This window comes from Cyanobacteriota bacterium (genome assembly GCA_025054735.1).
In the GTDB taxonomy this organism is placed as follows: Bacteria; Cyanobacteriota; Cyanobacteriia; order SKYG9; family SKYG9; genus SKYG9.
Genome location: JANWZG010000335.1, coordinates 1 through 4,594, shown reverse-complemented (window position 1 = coordinate 4,594; position 4,594 = coordinate 1). Strand labels below are relative to the sequence as shown.

The 4,594-nt window shown below is 51.3% G+C and carries 2 protein-coding genes; both read right to left on the bottom strand.

Annotation, left to right across the window (positions count from 1 at the left end; all coding sequences use genetic code 11):
* Positions 1 to 350: 350 nt before the first annotated feature.
* A complete protein-coding gene (locus NZ772_14455; protein ID MCS6814752.1) occupies positions 351 to 4,154 on the bottom strand; it encodes a PAS domain S-box protein in 3,804 nt (1,267 codons plus the stop codon).
* A 138-nt stretch (positions 4,155 to 4,292) separates the two neighbouring features.
* On the bottom strand, positions 4,293 to 4,594 hold a 302-nt coding region (locus NZ772_14450; GenBank protein MCS6814751.1), incomplete at its 5' end, for a hypothetical protein.

Sequence of the window (4,594 nt, the reverse complement as noted above, 5' to 3'; positions counted from 1 at the left end):
CTTGTGGTGAGGATGTGATACCAATCCTCCAAAAGCCAGTGACCCAATCCAAAGGTTCATAGCCAGGACTTAAGTCCTGACAACAAGCTATCTGTAATACAAGCCTAGCCATCACAGCAAACCTAGGACAGCGTGATAGCCGTTAAGGCTCGTGGTGAGGACGTAACACCAATCCTCCCAAAGCCAGCGACACAACCCAAAAGTTCATAGCCAGGACTTAAGTCCTGACCACAAGCTATCTGTAGCCATAGCATGGGGAAGTGGTAGCAGTCCTCACTAACCCAATGTCCTAACTAGATGGGGTATGGCATGGTTCAAGTCTTTAAGTCTGCTAAGGGGTGTATAGGATCCTACTTGGGTGGGTGGATGGGGAAGGTGATGCGGAAGGCGGTGCCTGGGGCACGATCAACCTCTAGGGTGCCAAAGAGTTGGCTAACGAGGGCACAGACTATTTGCAGCCCTAGGGATGTGGTGTTGTGGACATCGAAATCGGCGGGGAGGCCAATGCCATCATCGGCGATCGTCAGGGTGTAGTAGTCTGGCTGGCTGGGATGGGGTTGAAAACCGATGTAAACCTCACCGGGGCGATCGTTAGGGAAGGCATACTTGAGGGCATTACTGACCAGCTCGTTGATGATTAGTCCACAGGCGATCGCCATATCAGCCTCTAGGTTGAGGTGCACTAAGTTAAACCGCAAATTAATGGAAACATTATCCACCAAGCTAGCCAGGAAGAAATCACTGACCAGCTCGGTAATGTAGTCGGCAATGTCTAGCTCAGCCAAGCTAGCAGTCTGATAGAGGCGCTCGTGCACTAGAGCCATGGTGCGCACCCGGCGTTGGCTCTCCATTAAGGGTTCAATAATGTGGGGATCTTGGAAGGTATTGGCCTGAAGATTCAACAGACTGCAAATAATTTGCAAGTTATTTTTCACCCGATGGTGGATTTCTTGCAACAACAATTCCTTTTCTCGCAGGGAGGCTCGTACCTTTAGCTCAGCTTGTTTACGCTCGCCAATATCCCGCACCATGAGCAGAACCTTGTGCTCATCTACAGGTGCCACTCGCACTTCTTCGTACTGAACTCGATCGCCAATGGTCACCACTTGCTCATAGGTTTGCACAGTCTTGGTCGCCATGGCTCGTTGAATAGCTGCCTCTTGGTTTGCGGCAATCTCTGGGGGCAGTAGCTCTGACAGGTGTTTGCCCATATTTGGCCCTGGCAACAGGTCGAGCAAACTCATCAAAGTGTTACTGGGTTTAATCAGTCCCTGGTAGATGCCCTCAGCGCTGTACAGCACCATCAAGTCTGGCACAGCCGCGAGAATGGCCCGGTTTTGGGCCTCGCTGGCTCTTAGGGCTTCTTCGGTTTGTTTGCGCAGGGTAATGTCTTCGGTCATGCCTAGGCTATACTGCAACTCTCCGTCTGGGCCGTACAGCAGGGTAACCGTCACTTGCACCCAGCGAATGGTACCCTGTTTGGTAATGTAGCGCTTTTCGAGCCGATAGTTTGACTGGTGGGTAGCCAAGCAGTAGGCAGCTAAGGGATACTCTTGATCCCTATCGTCTGGATGGGTAATGTCAGCAATGGCCATGGTTGCCAATTCTTCTGCACTATAGCCGGTGAGCTGGCAAAACTTTTGGTTCACTTGCAGCAAGCGCCTGTCTTCAGGGTCACAGAGGGCAATGCCGATCGGTGCCTTATCAAATAGGCTCCGAAACAACTCTTCACTCTGGCGCAGGGCCTTGGTGCGGTCTGCAATCAGTGCTTCTAGGTCTTGGTTGAGGCGGGCTAGGGTAGCATTGGCCGTCTGGGCTTGGTCATAGAGCTGAGCTTGGTAAATGGCGATCGCCAGTTGCTCAGACACCTGTTGCATTAGCTCTATCTCTGCTGGTTGCCACTGCTCTCGGTCAGCGTCAGAAATGGCTATATTGCCCCAGATGGTCTGGTTGACGACGATCGGCACAATTAGCCACGGTGGTGATAAATCTTTGGCCAAGGCTCGGTTAATGGGGTCTTGGATAGGGTGATTGGCATCTACTGGCACTATCTCTCCCCGTTTGAGCTGCTCTGCAATAGGGTTGCCTTCATCGGGAATGCCCACAACACTAGGGGGCACAATGCTACCGTCATGGGAGTAACCTGTAATGCGTCGCCAGCATCGCTGCTCTGGAAAATATTGGACAATAGAAGTGCGCTGAACCGATAGTAAGTTCGTGATTTCACGGCTGGCGGTGACAAAAATGGTTTCTAAGTCTAAGGAATAGTGGATAGCTCGGATGACGGCATTAAGGGCCTGTTCTCGCTGCATCTGCTGTTGCAGGGCTAGCTCTGCCCGTTTGCGATCGCCAATATCCCGCACTATCAACAATACCGTTTCATCATCAACGGGGGCAAAACGAACATCTTCATACTGCACTCGCCCGGCTACTACCACTTCTTTTTCATAGTGCTGCACTTCGCCCGTGGCCAACGCTTGCTGAATGCAGGTCATATGCTGGGTGGCAATCTCAGGGGGCAACAGTTCTACAATATTTCGACCAATCGGGCTAGGCAGCGCTATGTGATTAACCAGATTGACAAGGGACTGACTCGCTTGGATCTGACTCAGGTAGGTGCCATCCCGGTGCACCAGTATCATCAAGTCAGGAATGGCAGCTAAAATAGCGCGGGTTTGGGCTTCACTGCGCTGTAGGGCTAGTTCTGCTAGCTTGCGGGCAGTCACATCAATGTTGACGGCATTGATCAGTTTATAGTCTAGGGCTGGGTCAGCATTGGGTACATGGCATTCAACCCTGTAGCTAGTGCTAATCCAGCGGATGGAACCATCACGATGGCGAAAGCGAAACTCGACTTGGGGAGGGCAATCTGCAAAATACCTAGCCCACAGGGGGGCTAACACACCACCGAGGTCTTCGGGCAAGACCCGTGACTGCCACAGCAGTGGGTCTGACAACAATTCAGCAGCACTATAGCCATAGAGCCTTTCACAGGCGGCAGAGTAATAAAGTTTGTGCCTAGTGCCATTGCGGAAAACGCGCATTCTAAAAATACAAGCCGTTGTGGCATTTAAGAGGCCATCTAGTTCAGTCGCTGTAGTTTGGGCTGCTTGGTATAAAGCTGCCTGTTGCAGGGCGATCGCTAACTGGCTAGCTAAATCCTGTAACAACTCGACATTGTAGGGTTGCCACTGGTGGGGGCGATTGCAATACTGAGCCGCCAACAGCCCCCACAGTTCGCCTCTGCTCCCATTGGGATGCCGCTTGATGATAGGCACCACCAAATTAGCCCGGACATCGAGTTCAGCCTGCTTAGCAACATAACATTCAGGCAACGGTGCCTGATAAATGTCTGGTGTGTTTTGAATCCGCCCTGCCAAGTAGTCATCCACACAAGCCGAGAAGCCCCGATCAGTAATTTCAATGCCCAGCAGCGATCGGCAGCCCGGCACCACTGCTTCGTAGGTGATGTAACCACTCTCGCTAGCTAGGTTGAACTCATAGACCAAGACGCGATCGCAACCCAAAAACCGCTGCACTTCAGTAACCGTCTGCTGGAAAATGTGCTCTAAATCTAAAAACTGACGAATATGGTTAATGACAGCGCGCATCAACCGTTCTCGCTGAATTTTTTCCCGCAGGGCAGCCTCTGCCAGCTTTTGGTCAGTGATATCGGTGTCTACAGCCGTCACAGTCCAATAGTGCTCCTCTGGGTTCCAGTGAGCGGTGAGAGTGCCCGCAATCCAGCACCAGCGGCCATCTGCATGCCAAAAGCGATACTCATGGTGGGCAGTTGGCTGCGTCAACAGCCGTTCGTTAGAGGCCAGGATATGGCCCTGATCATCTGGATGAATCCGCGACCACCAAAAACAGGCATCTAGCATTTGCTCTGGAGCATAGCCAAAAATGGTGTTACTGCCTGGAGAGCAGTAGTAATGTTCGGTGCGTCGATCGGGATAGAGGCGAAAGTGCGTAATGCAAACAATAGCACTGGCAAGAATGTTATCTAGTTGGCATTGAGTTTGGTGTAGCACCGTGGCCTGTTGTGTGTAACTCTGGAGTTGAGCTTGCGCCATCTGCAACTCGGCTTGGGTCTGGCGCAGTTGGTGTTGCAATGCTTCATTCTGAGCCTTCAGCTCTGCAAGAGTTTCCATTGAGACTGTGTTGAGGGCGGTGCAAATAGGTGTATTTGGATACGATTTTGCCTCGGACATACCACGGGAAGCTCCACAAGCCCCTAGTTGCTTCTTTTTACGTAACCAATCGTAAAAAACCGCAATTTTTGGTCTTATTCAATGTTTGGGCTTGTTAGCAAGCAAACTACTGTTCAATGGCTGAGCAAGTACTTGTTGCAGCCATGCTGGACTCAGTTTGCCCAGGTAATAGGTAAAACTACCAGCTATGATCCAGTTTGCCAGTTCATCCAGGTTCCAGAGTGACCAGCGGCTCCACCAACTGGTGAACACAATGGCAGCAATCGTCAGCCTAGCGATCGAGCGCAAAGGATTGCTGGCTGTAATCCACGCTAACAGTTGGGGCATGGTCAACATCAAGAAAATCATCCGATAGTCCCAATTATTACCAACTAAGACAA

Bases quoted from the DNA above. Each gene is read 5' to 3' on its own strand.
- NZ772_14455 (MCS6814752.1), bottom strand. From the start codon at position 4,154: ATGGAAACTCTTGCAGAGCTGAAGGCTCAGAATGAAGCATTGCAACAC.